Source organism: Paraburkholderia sp. RL17-381-BIF-C (genome assembly GCF_046026435.1).
Taxonomy (GTDB): Bacteria; Pseudomonadota; Gammaproteobacteria; order Burkholderiales; family Burkholderiaceae; genus Paraburkholderia.
Window position 1 is genome coordinate 1 of record NZ_JARESX010000254.1, and the last position, 306, is coordinate 306.

Below are 306 nucleotides of genomic sequence, written 5' to 3' on the forward strand. Positions count from 1 at the left end.
CCGCGCTTCATGCCGATGCTGATGACTGCGGCGGGAACTGTGAAGGCTGCGCGCGTACTCGTGCTAGGCGCCGGCGTAGCGGGCTTACAGGCCATTGCAACGGCGAAACGCCTTGGCGCCATCGTGGAGGCATCGGACGTGCGACCTGCGGTTAAGGAGCAGATTGAGTCTCTGGGGGCCAAATTCCTTGATGTCCCGTTTGCTACGGATGAAGAGCGCGAAGCGGCGGCTGGTTCGGGGGGGTACGCGCGGGCGATGCCGCAGTCCTGGCTTGCTCGTCAGGCGGCGCTCGTCCATGAGCGCGCG

General features: G+C 65.7%; 1 pseudogene. It reads left to right on the forward strand.

Going from position 1 to position 306, the window contains the following annotated elements:
* Positions 1–306 (forward strand): annotated as a pseudogene (locus P0D70_RS36940) (NAD(P)(+) transhydrogenase (Re/Si-specific) subunit alpha); the annotation flags it as partial.